Source organism: Scytonema hankhaensis NUACC26, assembly GCF_045865695.1.
Classification (GTDB): domain Bacteria; phylum Cyanobacteriota; class Cyanobacteriia; order Cyanobacteriales; family Nostocaceae; genus Scytonema.
Window position 1 is genome coordinate 61,045 of sequence record NZ_BAACAP010000205.1, and the last position, 17,396, is coordinate 78,440.

Here is a 17,396-nt window from a genome sequence, read left to right on the forward strand (position 1 = left end):
TTAAACAGTCTTTATTTTTTATGCGAGCAAAGAAATGGCAGAACTTAGCGTGCAAATACCAACCTCCAGATTTCATCTTGCCGAAGTAGTGCTTCCTGAAAGGAATGGGAAAGCTGCTTTAAAAGATAAAAATGGACACGTATCAACTCAATCCAAAGTCCAACACAACCTTGTCCATACAGTTCCAGGACGGTTGAGGTTGCGAGTACCTCGCCTGCGTTACGATAAGGATTATGCACAGCGCCTTCAAGTCTTGTTAGAAGCGGATGCCCAATTTTCAAGTGTACGTATTAAGCCTGCAGCGTCTTCACTGACAGTCACTTATAAGATCGGTAAAGCAACGGAAGCCAAAGTCCGATCGCATCTGAGTTATTTGATTCAAGCAGCCAGTGACGTTATTGTTCTCAAGCCTTCGACTTTAAAAAAAGCGGATGACAGCGAAACGGAAAAACCATGGCCTGGTGTGCAACTTTCAGCTGTGACAGCAATTTTAGCCGTGCTGGCTGGACCTTTTGGGCTACCGATTCCACCCCTGATGATAGCGACGACTATAGCTATTACAACATTGCCTGTAGTTCAACGAGCTTGGGAAGGAATTACGGTAGAAAAGAAATTCAATATTGACTTTCTTGATTTTATGGCGATCGCCATTACAACGCTTCAAGGTCAATTTCTCACCCCCGCACTCATGCTAGGGTTAATTGAAGTTGGCGAGAATATACGCGATCGCACGGCTCGTTCTTCTGCCCAACAAACACTAGATTTGTTAAGTTCCCTCGGACAGTTCGCCTGGATAGAACGCGATGGAGAGAAGGTACAAATCCCTATCCAAGACGTGCAAAAAGGGGATACAGTCATCGTTTATCCCGGAGAACAAGTACCAGTTGACGGTGCGATCGTGCGAGGAAAAGCATTACTAGACGAGCAAAAGCTGACTGGAGAATCTATGCCAGTCTTGAAAAAGAAAGGACAAACCGTTTATGCTTCAACCCTCGTGAGAGAGGGACGGATTTATATATCAACAGAACGGGTAGGTAACGACACTTGTGCTGGACAGAGCATTCAATTAATGCAACAAGCACCCGTTCACGATACCCGAATGGAAAACTACGCTGCAAAAATTGCCCAGAAAGCTGTTTTACCAACTTTATTACTGGGTGGGATTGTGTTTGCTACAACTCGCAACCCAGCCAGAGCAGCCAGCGTATTAACCCTTGACTTTGCAACTGGTATTAGGGTTTCAGTCCCAACCACCGTGTTAGCAGCATTAACTTATGCAGCACGAAGAGGCGTTTTGATTCGTAGCGGACGCGCATTGGAAAAACTTGCAGAGATCGACACTGTTGTTTTTGATAAGACGGGTACTCTGACAAGAGGTGAAGCGGCTGTCGTGAGTGTAGAAAGTTTGAATCCAAACACTTCACCAACACGAGTGCTGCAATTAGCAGCTGCAGCCGAACAACGTTTAACACATCCAGTTGCAGAAGCGATCGTGCGGTATGCAGAGGAACAAAAAATTGAAATTCCAACCCGTGGGAAATGGGATTATCAACTCGGTTTAGGGGTACAAGCAGAGATTGACGGAGAAACTGTTTATGTTGGCAGCGAACGGCTTTTAGAACAAGTTGGCATTTCCATGGAACGGCTTGATGGCACCGAAAAGAAAGCGACTTCAACGATTTATGTAGCAAGCAATGGTCAACTGCAAGGTATAATAAAATATAGTGACATACTGCGTTCAGAAAGTCGGGAAGTTATCGCAAAACTGTTAACAGTCGAAGGTGTGGAAGTCCATATGCTAACTGGAGATAACAGGCAGACTGCTAGCGCCGTTGCTGCTGAACTTGGTATTTCCCCTACCCATACCCATGCAGAAGCTTTTCCCGAGCAGAAAGCAACGGTTGTCCGCGAACTACACGAACAAGGGAAAACAGTTGCATTTGTTGGTGACGGTATCAATGATTCGCCTGCTTTAGCATACGCTGATGTTTCTGTTTCTTTTGCCAATGGCTCTGACATTGCCCGTGAAACAGCAGATGTCGTGCTCATGCAAAATGATTTGCATGGTTTGTTAGAGGGAATTGAGATTGCTCGTAAAGCCAAACAATTAATTCAGCAAAATACAGCGATGATTGCTGTTCCCAATTTAGCTGCATTAGTCGTAGCAGTGTTGTTTGGTCTAAATCCCTTAGCAGCGACGATGGTAAACAACGGTTCCACAGTTGTTGCAGGCGTCAACGGTTTGCGCCCAATTCTTAGAAGTCGCGATAAGCGAAGCTTAACGGCTAAAGCCGTATCGCAAAACTCTCCCCTCAGCTAGATGAGATAGTTGTGGTAACAAGAGTACCCTAGTGTGTTTTACTAATTTCTGGAGGAAAGAATCATGGCACCAAAAATTACTGATTTTGTTGAAGACGCAGGCGCACCCGGTATCATCGCTGGTATTGGTGCAGTTCTTCTTGCACCTGTCGTTATTCCCGTCGTTGCTGGAATTGGTAAGCCAATAGCCAAGTCTATCATCAAGAGCGGACTCGTTCTTTTTGAAAAAAGCAGAGGCGCTGTTGCTGAACTCGGCGAAAGTTGGGAAGACATGGTAGCTGAAGCAAGAGCAGAACTAGCTGAAGGCAGACAACTACCAGCTGTTGATGTTGCAGGAACCTCAGTTGACAACTCTGACAACGGTTTGTAGGTATCTTCACTTCACAAGTTGGATACCCCCCTTAATCCCCCCTTGCAAAGGGGGGAAATTGAATTTCTGGTCCCCTCTAGCCCGCTTTGCATTTTTTCCAGAGCGGATCTAATTCTTGCAAACGGGGGAAATTGAATTTCTGGTTCCCTCCCCAATGCATCGGGGAGGGTTAGGGAGGGGTAAAAACAACGCTAAAACTGCATTCACAGCCCTTAATTTACGAGAAATAAGAAATTGATTAACAACGGTTACTCTACTTATCTGACCGAAATGCCAAAAACAATACAAGAAGAATGTAGAACAAGGTCTACATTTACTAAACCCATATCTACAAAAGTTGTCAGTTCCACACCAGGACGACTACGTTTGAGAGTTGCATCCCAGCAGCGCCAATTGGGAGATATGGAACGCATTGCAAAAGCCCTAGAGGCTCAACCAAATATTAGCCATGTCAGAACTAACATTCAAAATGGCAGTATCGTCATACAGCACGACACTCAAGATGGCAGTCTTGAAAATGTCCTTGCAACTTTACGAGATTTAGGCATTATCTTTGCTGAAATAACACTAGGAAAATCTGAAGCTGCAGCCGGGGTATCTGATGCTGTAGTGGACTTGAATAAGCGAGTGAAAAAAGCAACTAATAACTCTGTCGATCTGCGCTTCCTTTTTCCATTAGGGTTGGGTATTCTTTCTATTCGGAAATTACTAACACAGGGATTACAATTCGAGATTATCCCTTGGTATGTGTTGGCGTGGTATGCCTTTGATAGCTTTATTAAACTCCACGGAATGACCTCACAGCACTCAACAAACGAGCCAGAAAGTTAAGAGAATAAAACTTGTGTACTAACTACCAGTGGAACAATAGTATCGTTCCCCTAATTTCCAAAGTTTCAAAGCAACAATAAGAAAAAGAATTCCTGCTATTGGCGAAACGTAACAAAACCACAGGGGTACTCGAAAAATGCTTTCTTTTTCAAGCACTGCTAGTAAAGGAAAATAGCTGACACAAGCAAGAGGTACTAAGAAAGTAAAGAAGCGCTGAAACCACTTGCCATAAATTGACATAGGATACTGAGCCGTTTCAACTCCTCCATAAGTGAGGATATTCATGATTTCGAGAGACTCGATGGTCCAAAATGTCAGCGTTGCTTGTATAATGACGATGCCAACAAAAAGTGCAACACCGCCAATCAATGAAGTGCTTAAAAGCCACAATGTTTTAATGGTAAAAGGAATGTGGAGAGTTGAAAGCGACCATCCCATAACGACAATTCCTTGAGAAAATCGTCCTATTCGTTTCAATGTAAATTCTATGCCTAAAAGTTGAAGTACTGTTGTACGTGGACGAAGCAGTAAACGGTCAAAGTCTCCGTTTTTAATTATTTTTGAGAATGAATCAAATCCCCGTCCGAGAGCATCAGCACAAGCAAAAGAAATATTGATCGTGCCATAAAATAAAGCAACTTCGGAAAGAGTCCACGTACCGATACTATTAAAACGAGTAAATAGCGCCCAGATTCCGAAAAATTCAATAAGAGTTCCTAAAAATTGCCCTAATATTTGCAGCCAGAAGGACAATTTATACTGCATTTGTGCCTTGAAAGATACAGAAATATAGCGGAAATAAAGTAAAAAATTATTCATGCTCGCTTTGTTCCTTTGATTTTAAAATGTCAAATTTACCCCCCTTAATCCCCCCTTGGAAAGGGGGGAAATTGGATTTCTGGTTCCTTGGAAAGGGGGGAAATTGGATTTCTGATTCCTTGGAAAGGGGGGAAATTGGATTTCTGGTTCCTTGGAAAGAGGGGAAATTGGATTTCTGGTTCCTTGGAAAGGAGGGAAATTGAAAATCTAGTTCCCTCCCCTTGGAAAGGGGGGAAATTGAAAATCTATTTCCCTCCCCTTTTCAAGGGGAGGGTTAGGGTGGGGTAAAACCCAAGCTTATCCTCCTTGAATGACGAGTTTTTTTACACCATACTTCACTAGGAAACGCCCCAGGATAATAATGACAAATATCCAGAAAATTTGATGCAGCAAGACATTAAATAATTGGTTTGGTAAAAGATTTCCAGTAAAAAGGCGAAAAGGTTTATCTAGCAACCCAGAGAAGGGAAGAAAGTTTAAGAAAGGCTTGAGCCATTCAGGGAAAAGTGGCAAAGGAATAATCATTCCAGAGAAAATAGTAATCAGATTGGGAAGTACGCTATTGATTCCCTCGCCAGAAATTGTCCACATCATTGATACAGTAAGAAGCATTGTGATTGCAGAGGAAAGCAGAATTCCACCAATAAACGCAAGAACAAATGCAACTCCAGCAGCAAAGGAGGGAGGCAAAGACAGCGATCGCTCCGAAAGCCCTACAATAGGAAAAAGAAACATTGTGATAATAAGAAGCGGAATACCACGAAGTATCAGGGGTGCTGTGCGAAGTGCTAAAGCGCGAGTCAACCAAAAATTATAAAGGTCAGTGGGTCGAAGAAGATCGTATCCTACCGCACCAGAACGTATGAGTTCTTGAACTTCTTTATCACCTCCCCAAGGGACAACCGCTATCAAAAACGCTTGGACAAGCCACACGTATCCTGTGGCTTCGCGGAAAGTCATAGGTTGAGCAGAGGTTGAGTGAGTAAAGAACGCTTCAAGAACCATGACCTTCACAAAACCCCAAAAAAGTTGAGTTGCTACTCCTGCTAAAGCAGCAGTACGATATTGCAACAGAAGCGCAAATCTCGCAACAAACAATGACCAATATGCTTTCATATCATATCCAGTTAAACTATCAGGAGGAACACGATGAGCAAGAGACTGAGAACTCATGATGAGGTAGTGATTGAGCAGCTAAGAGATCCAGACATGGCTGGTGCTTATCTGGAGATTGCTCTTGAGGAGTACGGACAAGATGGGGATTTACCGTTTTTTCTAGAAGCTTTGCGAAATGTGGCGGAAGCACAGGGAGGTTTGACACAGCTTGCGGAAAAAACTGGTCTGAACTGCCAAAATCTTTACAGAGTTTTGCCAGAAAAAGGGAACCCCGAACTGCAAACCATTAGCCTTATAGCGGTTTTCACTTGAATGAAGTACAGATTTATCCGCGTCCATCTGCGTTCATCTGCGGTTCCATAACTTTTTTTATGTATTGTACTCAATTGAAAACCGCTATATTTTGCCAAGCCTGGGCGACCGCCTGACCCTATAACCAATTCAGGTAGAATCTGGTAAGTGAACTACCCAGGGGATCTCAAGATCCCTTCAGAGTTTGCATACAGTTCAGCAATTATCTCCTCGATAGGTGGATTTTCCACAAAAAGATCCTCTACTTCGTGTTTTGAGGTAACCTGGCTAATTAGCGATGCAGCAGAAAGCTTTGTAGGATCGAAAGCAAGAGTTACGGTGCGCCCTTCCTTGGAGATAATACTGACCCCTTCTTCCTCAAACGAAAAGTCATCCTTTATTAAGTCAATTCTTAAGTACCGACGCGAGGAAACTTGAGAACGCAATCTTGCGAGAGAACCATCACAAAGAATCTCACCTCCACCAATAATAATGACGCGATCGCACAGTGCTTCAATATCATCCATATCATGAGTGGTTAGGATGGTGGTGACTTTATGAGTTTTATTTAGCGTTTTGATAAATTTTCTCACAGCAAGCTTTGAAACAGCATCAAGTCCGATAGTGGGTTCATCAAGAAAAAGAATCTCAGGTCTGTGAAGCATTGCGGCTGCAAAATCACAGCACATCCTTTGACCGAGGCTTAACTGTCTCACTGGGGTCGAGAGAAAGCTGGAAAGATCGAGCAAATCAATCATTTCCGTTCGCGTCTTGAGATACTTTGAATGTGGAACGCGATAAATATCTCGAAGCAAATCGAAAGACTCCATGACTGGTAGATCCCACCATAGTTGCGTTCGCTGACCAAATACAACACCAATACGACCAACGTGCTGGATTCTATCCGTCCAAGGAGTGCGATCGCCAACTATACATTTTCCACTCGAAGGGACTAGAATACCACTCAAAATCTTAATAGTAGTCGATTTACCCGCTCCATTTGGACCGATATATCCTATAAGTTCTCCCTGTTCCAGTGAAAACGAAACACCTTTTAATGCACGAACTTCTCTAGTTTTTCGCTGTACAAGCCCTCGTATTGAACCGAACACTCCAGAGGAGCGTTCGGAAATAAAGAAAGTCTTTTTGAGGTCTTCGACAAAAATATGAGACATAGGAAATAGGGAGTAGGGAGTAGGGTAAGAAATTTTCATTACCTTGTTGTAGGATATGACCTCCGGTACACTTGGCGATCGCTCGTGAGGTTAGGACAAACGCATTAAAATATACAAACTTTACAAAATCCCATAAAGATAAGTAAAAACCTTGCTTGCAAGCATATACATATGAACTAATGCAGTCAAAATCGTTTTTAATTTGGAGTCATAACAAAAAATGTTGATTAACGCTCTTTCATATTGACAAGCGGATTCTGAAGCGTCATCATGTTGGGATAAACTTGCAGCAAGAATAAATTCTACAGCCATCGCAAGATTGCTAGAGTTATTATACCAATAGATTGTTTTAACTATTATAGAAATATGAAACTAAGAGTCATTCTTGAACCAAGCGATGAAGGTGGCTACACCGTTTATGTTCCTTCATTACCTGGTTGTATTAGTGAGGGTGAGAATGTTGATGAAGCATTGGCAAATATTCAAGAAGCTATAGAACTTTACTTCCATAACAGCACCCGTATTTCCTGCACCTATCTCAACAATCCCAATATCCCATGACTTGCCATTGTCATTAAATTTTCCTTGTTCGTAAATTGTACCTTGGTCATGTACTATTTCTTGAAGGTCAGTCAGATGGGAGCGAACTGCCATGTACTCTATAGGAATAGCAGTGAGTATTACCACACAAGTCATAGGTTAAACTTTATATTTAACTTCAACTTACCTTTCATATTCTGCCAAAGTTGTTGAAATTTGCCAACCAATATAGAATTCTATTAGATTTGTGAGAAAATAATAAAATTTTTCAACGATCGCTTAATTAAAAACCTCTGTAAGTGCAAGTGGTTTTAAGTACAACCCAACGCAAGTGCTATGCTGTGAGTAAATGAACTCCTTCATAATATCGATATCATGAAAACCTTCACTGCGATCGTCGAAGATTCTGATACCAAGCTTTATGTGGGATATGTCCCTGGATTTCCCGGAGCGCATTCCCAGGGAGCAACCTTGGATGAGCTACAAGAAAATTTGCGTGAAGTGATTGAGATGCTTTTGGAGGACGAAGAGGTCATGTTCGAGACAGAATTTGTTGGTACGCAACAGATTGTTATCTATTAAGCATGAGCAACATACCTGTTCTGAAACCACAAGAAGTCGTTAAGATATTGGAGAGCCTTGGCTTTGTAGAGGTGCGTCAGAAAGGCTCACATAAGCAGTTCCGTCATGAAGACGGTAGAGGAACAACCGTTCCGTTTCACAAAGGGCGTGATATTTCCCCTCGGTTGCTGCGCCCATAATTTTTTAATCATTTTTACTAGGGAAAGCGTCTATAAGGGCTTCACGAATTTGTTTGCGTTGTGTACCTGTTAAATTAATATTGGACTCAGAAGCAATATTTGATTTGGTTTCATGGTAAAGACATTCAAAAAGCTATGCAACAACGAGAATCTCGGTATATCTCCTTGAATGCTTTTTTTGATTGGGCGCTGAATCAACTTGATGTCCATCAATATCCCGATCTTGTTGAGTTACAAAGTAGGATTGAGCAACTATAAGTAATACTAAGGGATGTACAAGCAATAAATTATCCATCTTGTGGGACGGGCGTCCTCGCCCGTTCTTTGTTAGTGACGGGCTAGAAGCTCCGCAGTCGCCTCAACTCTGGGAACCCCCGCGCGGCGCTGCTCTCCGCAACGCACTGCTCTGGGTACCACAAGAGAAAGTTGGTTATTTTTTATTTGGAAGTCCCTGAATCCGTGTCTTATACCAATTCTCTGTATTAAAGCAACAGATTGAGCTCCCCCCTAGCCCCCCTTGTGAAGGGGGGAAACTCTTTAAAGTCCCCCTTTTTAAAGGGGATTTAGGGGGATCGCGTGTAGCAATCATTTGGAGAATTTGCTAGGTTCTTCCAGCCAAGCTCGCAATGACTGTGGCTAACTCTGCAGGTTCAACAGGTTTGGGTAAATGTATCTGAAAACCTTCCTGTAAGGCTCGCATTCTATCTTCTGCTCTTGCATAAGCTGTTAATGCAGCAGCAGGTATCTTTGCACCTTGTTCTGAAAGCGGAATTTTTCCAGTGCGTTCGAGCGATCGCACTTCACGAATTAAAGCATAACCATCTTCATTTGGCATGCCAATGTCGCTGACTAAAACATCTGGTCTCCAGTGTGCGATCGCTTCTAGCGCTTCTCGTGCAGATCCCACTGCTTTGACTTCAGCTTGACATTGTTGCAGCATAGTGCTTAGAAAATCACGGGTGTCTGCTTCGTCATCTACAACCAATACGCGAACACCTAACAGAGAGGGTGCAGAGGTGAAGGTTTCCTTTTTTTCTATGTCCTCCTGTTTTCTCGTTTCCTTGTCTTCCTTCTCTTTCTTACCAAGAATAGGTAGCTTGACTGTAAAAGTAGCGCCTTGTCCCTCACCCGGACTATCTACACGAACGCTACCACCATGTAATTCTACTAAATGACTCACAATTGCTAACCCTAATCCTAGCCCACCATAGGATCTTGTTGTAGAACTATCAGCTTGGCGAAAACGATCGAAGACGTATGGAAGAAAATCAGGGGTAATACCAATACCAGTGTCACTTACTTGAATTTGAGCATAGGATAATGGAAATTGGGAATTGGAATGATGTAACGATTCCTCATCCCTTGTGAGTTTCAAGCGTATTTCAACACGACCCCCTTGTGGAGTAAATTTAATGGCATTTGATAGTAAATTCCATATAATTTGCTGCAAGCGTTCGCTGTCACCCACGATTTGCCAATCGCCAATCCCCAGTCCCCTATCCCCCAGAACACAAAACTTTAAATCGATTTCTTTTGTCTCAGCAGCTAAACGAACTGTTTCCAATGCAGCTTCAATAATAGAAATTAGATTGCAAGGACGGACATTAAGGCGTAATTTGCCTCTAATCATGCGCGAAATATCTAACAAATCTTCTATAAGCTGTGTTTGCGCCCTAGCATTACGCTCAATTGTCTCTAATGCTTTTGCAACTTTGGTTTCATCGAGTTTGCGTCGAGAACGTAGTAACTGCGTCCAACCAAGAATTGCATTGAGGGGCGATCGCAATTCATGGGATAAAATTGCTAGAAACTCATCCTTCATGCGATTTGCTTCTTTAAGCTGTTCCGTTTGCTGCTGTAAAGAGGCGATGAGCTTTGCACGTTCCATTGCAATAGCAATTCGATCGCAAACTGCTTGCATCATACCCATTTCATTTTGGGTAAATTTTATCTGAGTGCGACTGCCAAAGGCAAGCGTTCCTAAAAGTTTTCCTTGAGCTATTAAAGGATAACTATAATATGCTTGAATTCCAATAGATCGTAGAAATTCTGTTTTTGCATCAGTTAACTGCTGTACGTTCTCCAAAGCTATAGGATGGCGTTGTTCCGATACTGTACCACTCACTGCTTGACCAAATTCAAGCCTTTCAATTTCTTTGACTTGTTCTTCAGAAATCCCTGCATAAGATGCTAACTGTAAACTCCGTTTATCTTCATCAACCAAATAATTAAAGTAAGTATCCAACCGAATTTGTTCTGAAAGTTTTTTAAATAAACTCTCAATGAGTTCAACTGGGTGTTGGCTTGATAGTAAATCGCTAGCTGTACTAAATAACAGCTGAAGTCTCTTGTAACCTAGCGAAAGTGCTTTTTCCACCTGTTTCAAGTTAGTAATGTCCTGAAACACCAAAACACATGTTGCTGGGTAACCGTGCATGGCTGGTAAAGTATCGGCAAATATCAGGAGAGAGCGAATCCCTATTGGTGTATGCCAATCTAATTCAAACCCTTCAATGCGATCGCCACGAGCCACTCTCACCCCAGGAGCTTCTTCTACTGGAATAGGATTTCCTGCTACATCTGTAGTGTAATAGTATGTATTGTAATCTTTCAATGATTCTGCTTTGGGAAATTTTCCTCCAGCCACTTTATCAGCAGCAACATTTGCAAAAGTTACCTTTGCCGTTCCTTGTTCTATCAACAGCATTGGCATTGGCATAAGATTGAGCAAATCTTCCAACCATTTTTGTTGGTTGCGGAGTGTTTCCTCTACTTGTTTGCGTTCTGTAATATCATTTGTGAATGCAAGAATTTGTTCGATTTCTCCCTTTTTATCTAAGAGCGGCAAATATTTAATTTCCGTTGTAAATTTTCCATAATCAGGTAAAGTAATTGTTACCTCTGTCTTTTGTAAAGTTCGAGTTTCCTGTGCTTCAATCAAAGTGGGAAGATAAGGTTGTATGACTTCTGGTGGAAATATTTCTTCGTCTGTTTTTCCAACAAGTTCTTCTTTGGGCTTCTTAATTCGATCTAATGCAGCTGCATTTACAAACTGTATTTGTCTTTTGGCATTGTAAATTGCAAAAACATCGGGAATATTATCTAATGCTAACCTGAACCGTTCTTCACTTTGCCGTAATGCTTGTTCTGCTTGCTTCTGAGCACTTAAATCGAGAATAAATGCAACGGATTCTTCACGATTTTCTCCAACCAAACTATAACCAAGTAAAACTGGTATACGACTACCATCTTTACAGATATATTCTTTTTCATAAGGCGTACAAGCACCTTTGGAAATCGCTTCACTAATCCGTTCTGCATCTAAAGGTAAATATTCGGGCGGTGTAATCTCTGTCCATTTTATTTTGTCTGCTTCTAAATCTTCTTTAGTGTAGCCAATCATCCGTAAAAATTCGTCGTTGGCTTTACGGACGCGCCCGTAAATGTCACCAAAGAGAATGCCAATCACGTTAGAATCTACAAAGCTACTTAGTTTCTCTTCATTGACCTTCAGAACTTCTTTAACGCGATCGCGTTGCTTTCCCAATCTTTCTAATGCTGCGGCGCTTTCCCATATAAAAACACAGAAACTGACAATTAAGACCACCACAAGTAAGGATACTGCCAATTCTGGTTCGTATAATCCTGCTGTCAGCCCTTTTAAAGTCAGCCATCCTAACACTAGGGGAACTGCGATCGCAACCCACAGTAATCGTCGTGCTAGCAAGCCACTATAAGTATCGCTATTTATTAACCGCATTAATCCTTGATTGGGATGAGCGTATAAAATACCAATACAAAGCACTATAAATGTCAGTGCTGTATTAAGTACCATTCCCGAATCTTGGTGTTGAAAATTATATAATACAGTCACTCCATAGGCATATCCAATGATAGCCTGCAAGGATATTAAACAGGCGACGAGAGTAAAAACTTGAGCATACCAATAGCTGCGATGAGTTTTGGATTGACATACTAGTTCTAAAGCCCTACCAATTACTAAAAAGTTTAGTGCTGTGTTTATACCCATACCTTTCCAATGGGTTATCCCTAAACCTTTTAGGAAGTCACTATGTAATAGTTCATCAATTCTGAAATTCCAGTGGAACACGTATTGACTAACTGTAAATAAAGCAGTAATCAGAACAGCGATCGCGCAGAATTTACTAAAGATAGTAAGACCAATTCTTTCTTTTTTCTCTTGTGCGTTTAATGACAGCCATAGGGATATGCCAGACAACAAGAAGCAAAATGCTGTATCTACCTCCATACTTCCCGTACCGAAAGAGAGCACCGATGTCAGCAATTTTTGATTCAAACACCAGCCAATTAATACTAATAAACCAATACTGGCGGCGATCGTACTCGCAGTTCGTGCCATCACTGAATGTGAAGAGAGTTGATGTGAACTTTGTTGGTGCAAGTGACTTATCTCTTAACCTTTAAAGCTTTGCTACCACATCATATTTTCATAGTAAACAAAGCGTTTTTTATACAAATTATATTTTTTAGTTCATCATCTCAGATTTTTGCTTTTGTTCTCATCTACCTTTTTACATATTTTTTGCCTCCAATTTTCAGATTAACAAACTATAGGTTGTAGGGTCGGCGTCCTCACCCATTCTTCTTGTGGTATGGGCGTCCTCACCCATTCTTCTTGTGGTACGGGCGTCTTCGCCCGTTCTTTTATTCACCCATTCTTCTTGTGGTACGGGCGTCCTCGCCCGTTCTTTTATTCACCCATTCTTCTTGTGGTACGGGCGTCCTCGCCCGTTCTTTTATTCAGTACGGGCGAGGACGCCCGTACCACAGTACCACACAGCACAAGAAAATACTTTTGTATATTTATCTGAAAACTGCTTTCCTCATGCTGTTTTCTGCAACTCTTCAAGTCGAGCGAAGACTTCTTTACTATGGGTAGCAGGATTCACTTTCACAAAAGTCTCGCGTAGGATACCATTTGGATCGATGATAAAACTATGGCGCACTGACACAAAGTTCATCCAAGAACCGTAGGCTTTGCTAACTGTACCGTTAGTATCTGATAACAAGGGGAATTTTAGACCTTCTGAATCACAAAATTCAGCATGAGAATTGACATCATCCGCACTAACGCCAATGATTTGAGCATTTTTTCGGATATATTTTGGCAAGTCTTGCTGAAAACGGCGGGCTTCTAGAGTACAACCAGAGGTAAAATCTTTGGGATAGAAGTAAAGTACTATCCATTTACCATGTAGATCCAAGAGAGAAAGTTTGCCATCACCAGTGTTCGTTGGTAATGTAAAACTTGGTGCGGGTTGATTAATTGCTGGAAGTTTTCCACCAAGAGCATTGGCAACTGGAGCAAAATTCAACCAACTGGTGATAGCAAAACAGCTAGCAAGTAATATGTTCAAAAAAGTGCGGCGGGAAATCATTACCATATATGCCAGAAACGTAACTTAATATAAGTTTACAGTTTCTCGTCGCCATTCTGAGAAACAGAAGATTCTGAAGTTGTCTCTACAGGTTCAATATATTGACTGTCAAGGAGAAAAGCGCCTTTAGTGAAGCGAATACCCCAGTATCCGCCAGGACGGCGATTGAGAACTATACCTTCTTCCCCAAGGCAAATGACATCAGGAGGGCGCAGCATAGGCATGGGTTCAGCAGTTTTTACATAGGGTGGTAGTGCGACAACGCGGACTCTACTACCAATGGCAAATTCTTTAGACATAATTTTTGTTAATTGCTAATTGCTAATTACTATAGGACTCCTCTTGAATTTTTGAAATCCACTATTGGTGGGCATTGCCCACCCTACTAAGCTCGGTAATTTTAGAGTGGAAAGTGAGAAGCAATATACTATGGCGCTTGCCAAATTTTTTGATGGTACTTTTCTATATCTGCATAAAGGCAAATACTCAATTTGTGGGACAGAGAGCAGCGCCGTGCGGGGGTTCCCCCCGTTGAGGCGACTGCGGGGGGTTCCCCCCGTTGAAGTAAGTGGCGTGCGACTGCGGAGCATCCTTGCCCGTTTTAATGATAGTGGTGGGCGGGGACGCCCATCCCACAAGAAGTTTTGAGAGATTTTTGATTTGGAAGCTCCTCACATTCTTTCTAAAACATTGATTCCTAGTAAAGATAATCCAAGCTTCAAAGTTCTTGCTGTCAGGTCGCACAGTATTAGTCGCGATGTTCGCACGGGTTCTTCAGATTTAAGGACTGGGCAATTTTCAAAGAATTGATTGAACTTTTGGCTCAACTGATACAAGTACTCACACAAGCGATTTGGTAGCAAATCTTTTTCAACTTCCATGAGTATTTCATCTAACTGTAACAAATGCTTTGCTAAAGTTAGTTCTAATTCTTCTTGCAGAATAATTGGTGCATCTGCTTTGATTTTGCCATAATCGATGTTACCTTCACGGCTGATACCTTGAGTTCTGACGTAAGCATAGAGCATATATGGGGCAGTGTTGCCTTTTAAGGCAAGCATCTTGTCATAGCTGAAAATATAGTTACTGGTACGGTTTTGGCTAAGGTCAGCATATTTAACTGCACTTATCCCAACTACCTGCGCTACATCAGCAATGAATTCTTCTGTTTCAACACGTCCTTCTTCTTTTAATCTTTGTTCTAAATCTGTACGAGCATGGGCGATCGCTCCATCAAACAAATCTCTCAATCGTACTGCTTCTCCAGAACGAGTTTTCAATTTCTGACCATCTTCGCCAAGTATTAAGCCAAAAGGGGTATGAACAAACTCGGTGACGTCTGTAATCCAACCTGCTTTTCTTCCTACTTGAAAAATTTGAGCAAAGTGGTTTGTTTGTTCTGCACCTACTGGATAAATCACTCGTTGCACTTTTTCTACCTGAACCCGGTAGCGAATTGCTGCTAAGTCTGTGGCAGCATAGTTATATCCACCATCCGATTTTTGCACGATTAAAGGTAAAGGTTCACCTTCCCTATTTGTAAAACCGTCAAGGAAAACGCACTTTGCTCCTTGGTTTTCTACTAACAAACCTTGTTTATCTAGTTCTTCTATGACTTCAGGTAATAAAGCATTATAAAACGATTCTCCTCTTTCTATAAAGGGAGCTAGTCCCAACAAATCGTATATGACTTGATATGCTCTACTTGAGAGTTGGCAGACGATTTTCCATGCTAGCAGGGTTTTTTCATCTCCAGCTTGTAGCTTGACAACTGCTTGATGCGCTGCTTTACGAAAATCTTCATCTGTATCAAACCGTTTCTTTGCCTCTCGGTAAAATGAGGATAACTCGCCTAAGTCGAGAGTTTCAGTGGTGGTTAAAGCCTCCGGATATGCTTCTTCTAAATGGGCAATTAGCATCCCAAAGGGTGTTCCCCAGTCTCCTACATGACTCACCCGCAAAACTTCATGACCCATGAATTCTACAATGCGGGAAAGGCAATCTCCAATGATTGCTGAACGCAAATGCCCTACGTGCATTTCTTTAGCAATATTCGGACTGGGATAGTCTACAATAACTCGTTTGGAATTTTTTGCTGGTGCTACTCCTAATCTCGGATCGGTTTGAATTGCTTTGAGTTGTGCTATTAAGTAATCTGTTTCTAACTTGAGGTTGATAAACCCAGGTCCCGCAATCTCTGGAGGTTTGCAAATGCCTGATAGATCGAGTTTGTCAACAATTTTTTGCGCGATCGCTCTTGGTTGCTGTCCCAGTTGCTTTGCTAGGGGTAAAGCAACATTTGCTTGGTAGTCTCCAAATTTTGGGTTGCTAGCAGGTACTAGTAATGGATCGGCATTAGCATAATCAGCGCCTAGAGCAGCACCTAAAGCCTCTTGTAATTTAAGTTTTAGTTTTTCTTGTGTAGCTTTCATAGATAAAATCTTATGCTCCTGAAGGATTTCTTTTCCTTCAAACTATAGTTTTTAATTGTAAATGGACAATTTTTGGATAATTACTGGATTTTCATGCTCAAATCCAACCAACTGGATTGGGTAATGGGCGCACTACTTGAAATGTAGTCTACGCCTGTCTCTGCAACAGGACGAATAGTTTCTAAAGTAATGTTGCCAGAAGCCTCAATTTTAACGCGGCTATCGTGTTTGCGAATGAGAGAAACCGCCTGACGCATCAAATCAACGGGCATATTGTCTAACATAATGATGTCCGCACCATATTGTAATGCTTCTTTGACTTGAGCTAAATTTTCAGTTTCTACTTCTATTGTTAGGGGATATGGAACTTGGTAACGTATGCGGGATATTGCTTCCCCAATTCCTCCTGCTGCTGCAATGTGATTATCTTTAATCATGACAGCATCATCTAGCCCCATCCGGTGATTGACTGCTCCTCCTATAGCGATCGCATACTTTTCTAGCAGTCTCAACCCCGGTGTTGTTTTGCGTGTATCTACCAACTTAGTAGGTAAATCGGCTATTTTCTCGACATATTTCTTTGTTAGTGTAGCTATGCCGCTAAGACGCATAACTATATTAAGTGCAACTCGTTCTCCTGTGAGCAGTGCGTCTAAAGGTCCCTCGATTTCAGCAACAACGTCTCCTCGTTCTCGACTTTCGCCTTCAGCGACAACTGCCACAAAGTTTACTTTTTCGTTCAGTAAGTTGAATACTTTTGCTGCTACAGGTAACCCAGCAATGACTCCATCGGCTTTGGCTACCCATTTTGCTTGTCCTCGTTCTCGCTCGATGAGTGCTTGGGTTGTGCGATCGCCTCGACCAATATCTTCTAATAAAAACGAGTGTAGTAGTGGTTCTAGCACTATCGTGGGTGGCAAGAGTCCTAATTTATTCACGACTTTAAAACGTCCTAATCGATCTGTAAAAATCACTTTACCCTAAAACCCTTTTACTGTCAGGCTTTCGGGCGTATCAAAAAACTTTTCCAAAAAATCTTCTAAAAAAAGTTGACAGTCTGAAGGGAGGTCGCTACTATAGAAAAGTGCCGGATGAGGCGGGCGCACAAAAAAGCGACGCCATGAAGGTGCCGAACCTTGAAAATTCTATAGTTTGAAAGCAATTATACAGCGTCAAGCAATCGAAAGTAAAGCATAAACCCGTGGTTGAAGGGAAAAAATCAACCAAAGATAAGAGCTAAACAAAACTTTTCAAAACGGAGAGTTTGATCCTGGCTCAGGATGAACGCTGGCGGTATGCTTAACACATGCAAGTCGAACGGT

At 41.9% G+C, this 17,396-nt stretch carries 16 protein-coding genes and 1 rRNA gene; 9 read left to right on the forward strand and 8 right to left on the reverse strand.

Translation table 11 applies throughout. The annotated features are described in order from the left end of the window. Window positions 1–34: 34 nt before the first annotated feature. The 3 genes from ACKTT2_RS24725 to ACKTT2_RS24735 all read left to right on the forward strand — a co-directional run bounded on the left by ACKTT2_RS24725 (window position 35) and on the right by ACKTT2_RS24735 (window position 3,520). On the forward strand, window positions 35–2,320 hold the full coding sequence (locus tag ACKTT2_RS24725) for a heavy metal translocating P-type ATPase (protein WP_407891488.1): 2,286 nt from the start codon (window positions 35–37) through the stop codon (window positions 2,318–2,320). A gap of 63 nt (window positions 2,321–2,383) precedes the next feature. Further along, complete coding sequence (locus ACKTT2_RS24730; RefSeq protein WP_407891490.1) at window positions 2,384–2,689, forward strand: DUF5132 domain-containing protein; 306 nt, start codon at window positions 2,384–2,386, stop codon at window positions 2,687–2,689. Between the two features lie 270 nt (window positions 2,690–2,959). Further along, entirely contained in the window at window positions 2,960–3,520 is a 561-nt protein-coding gene (locus ACKTT2_RS24735; RefSeq protein ID WP_407891492.1) for an HMA2 domain-containing protein, read from the forward strand. Window positions 3,521–3,538: 18 nt separating this feature from the next. Here the strand turns inward: ACKTT2_RS24735 and ACKTT2_RS24740 are convergent, their stop codons facing one another. Further along, window positions 3,539–4,339 carry an ABC transporter permease gene (locus ACKTT2_RS24740; RefSeq protein ID WP_407891494.1) on the reverse strand — a complete coding sequence of 267 codons (801 nt, stop codon included), beginning with the start codon at window positions 4,337–4,339 and terminating at the stop codon, window positions 3,539–3,541. A 297-nt stretch (window positions 4,340–4,636) separates the two neighbouring features. Continuing rightward, complete coding sequence (locus tag ACKTT2_RS24745; RefSeq protein ID WP_407891496.1) at window positions 4,637–5,512, reverse strand: ABC transporter permease; 876 nt, start codon at window positions 5,510–5,512, stop codon at window positions 4,637–4,639. Here ACKTT2_RS24745 and ACKTT2_RS24750 point away from each other — a divergent pair. Then, entirely contained in the window at window positions 5,489–5,767 is a 279-nt protein-coding gene (locus tag ACKTT2_RS24750) for a helix-turn-helix domain-containing transcriptional regulator (protein ID WP_407891498.1), read from the forward strand. The genes ACKTT2_RS24745 and ACKTT2_RS24750 overlap by 24 nt on opposite strands. Before the next feature lie 152 nt (window positions 5,768–5,919). On the opposite strand, the gene ACKTT2_RS24755 is transcribed toward ACKTT2_RS24750, so the two are convergent. Continuing rightward, window positions 5,920–6,960, reverse strand: coding sequence for an ABC transporter ATP-binding protein (locus ACKTT2_RS24755; protein WP_407891500.1), 1,041 nt, complete (start codon window positions 6,958–6,960; stop codon window positions 5,920–5,922). A gap of 327 nt (window positions 6,961–7,287) precedes the next feature. Between ACKTT2_RS24755 and ACKTT2_RS24760 the strand changes: the two genes are divergently transcribed. From ACKTT2_RS24760 to ACKTT2_RS24775, 4 genes are all read left to right on the forward strand, one after another. Further along, window positions 7,288–7,482, forward strand: a complete 195-nt coding sequence (locus ACKTT2_RS24760) for a type II toxin-antitoxin system HicB family antitoxin (RefSeq protein ID WP_407891502.1) — start codon at window positions 7,288–7,290, stop codon at window positions 7,480–7,482. 354 nt (window positions 7,483–7,836) lie between these two features. Further along, window positions 7,837–8,043 carry a type II toxin-antitoxin system HicB family antitoxin gene (locus ACKTT2_RS24765; RefSeq protein ID WP_407891504.1) on the forward strand — a complete coding sequence of 69 codons (207 nt, stop codon included), beginning with the start codon at window positions 7,837–7,839 and terminating at the stop codon, window positions 8,041–8,043. Window positions 8,044–8,045: 2 nt separating this feature from the next. Further along, complete coding sequence (locus ACKTT2_RS24770) at window positions 8,046–8,222, forward strand: type II toxin-antitoxin system HicA family toxin (RefSeq protein WP_407891506.1); 177 nt, start codon at window positions 8,046–8,048, stop codon at window positions 8,220–8,222. A 99-nt stretch (window positions 8,223–8,321) separates the two neighbouring features. Next, window positions 8,322–8,480: a hypothetical protein gene (locus tag ACKTT2_RS24775; protein ID WP_407891508.1), complete on the forward strand. Its 159-nt coding sequence runs from the start codon at window positions 8,322–8,324 to the stop codon at window positions 8,478–8,480. 343 nt (window positions 8,481–8,823) lie between these two features. On the opposite strand, the gene ACKTT2_RS24780 is transcribed toward ACKTT2_RS24775, so the two are convergent. From ACKTT2_RS24780 to nadC, 5 genes are all read right to left on the reverse strand, one after another. Beyond that, window positions 8,824–12,603, reverse strand: coding sequence for a PAS domain-containing hybrid sensor histidine kinase/response regulator (locus ACKTT2_RS24780; protein WP_407891510.1), 3,780 nt, complete (start codon window positions 12,601–12,603; stop codon window positions 8,824–8,826). A gap of 484 nt (window positions 12,604–13,087) precedes the next feature. Continuing rightward, window positions 13,088–13,642, reverse strand: coding sequence for a peroxiredoxin (locus ACKTT2_RS24785; protein WP_407891512.1), 555 nt, complete (start codon window positions 13,640–13,642; stop codon window positions 13,088–13,090). Between the two features lie 35 nt (window positions 13,643–13,677). After that, entirely contained in the window at window positions 13,678–13,941 is a 264-nt protein-coding gene (sipA, locus tag ACKTT2_RS24790; RefSeq protein WP_407891514.1) for a regulatory protein SipA, read from the reverse strand. A 372-nt stretch (window positions 13,942–14,313) separates the two neighbouring features. Next, window positions 14,314–16,074 carry an arginine--tRNA ligase gene (argS, locus tag ACKTT2_RS24795; protein WP_407891516.1) on the reverse strand — a complete coding sequence of 587 codons (1,761 nt, stop codon included), beginning with the start codon at window positions 16,072–16,074 and terminating at the stop codon, window positions 14,314–14,316. Between the two features lie 80 nt (window positions 16,075–16,154). Continuing rightward, window positions 16,155–17,012, reverse strand: a complete 858-nt coding sequence (gene nadC, locus ACKTT2_RS24800) for a carboxylating nicotinate-nucleotide diphosphorylase (protein WP_407891518.1) — start codon at window positions 17,010–17,012, stop codon at window positions 16,155–16,157. A gap of 314 nt (window positions 17,013–17,326) precedes the next feature. Here nadC and ACKTT2_RS24805 point away from each other — a divergent pair. Beyond that, window positions 17,327–17,396: ribosomal RNA gene (locus ACKTT2_RS24805) — 16S ribosomal RNA — on the forward strand; the annotation flags it as partial.